Annotated in this window: 1 protein-coding gene; it reads left to right on the top strand. The window is 63.9% G+C overall.

Annotated elements, in window-relative coordinates; genetic code table 11:
* Positions 1-140: 140 nt before the first annotated feature.
* Positions 141-377: LUD domain-containing protein (locus EXE44_RS18535; protein WP_199241289.1), on the top strand; the 237-nt coding region annotated here is incomplete at its 3' end.

The following is a 377-nucleotide window of genomic DNA, read 5'->3' on the forward strand; positions in this document are numbered from 1 at the left end:
CCGCGCACCGCGCTACCGACCCTCACATTCGGCTCGTGAGACACGAGGGTAACACCGGCGTAACCACCGGACGGCGGTGTCCGCGAGCGATTAAGTGACTCCCGGCCCTCCGATCTATCGACGAGGTTCTCACGTTCACCATGCCACAGCAGAAAGCCGACTACGCAGACGAGACGGAGATCGACGCGGAACTGGACGGGCTTCCCGACGACGAGACCGTCGAGGAGACGGTCGCCAATCTGGAGGAACGCGGCTTCGACGTGATCGTCGTCGACGACGCCGACGAGGCGCTGGCAACCGTGAAATCTCAGATCCCCGCCGGCGTCTCCGTGATGAACGGGCACTCGACGACGCTCGAAGAGATCGGGTTCGACGAG

The sequence above is a fragment of the Halorubrum sp. SS7 genome, assembly GCF_005435055.1.
GTDB classification, from domain to species: Archaea; Halobacteriota; Halobacteria; order Halobacteriales; family Haloferacaceae; genus Halorubrum; species Halorubrum salinarum.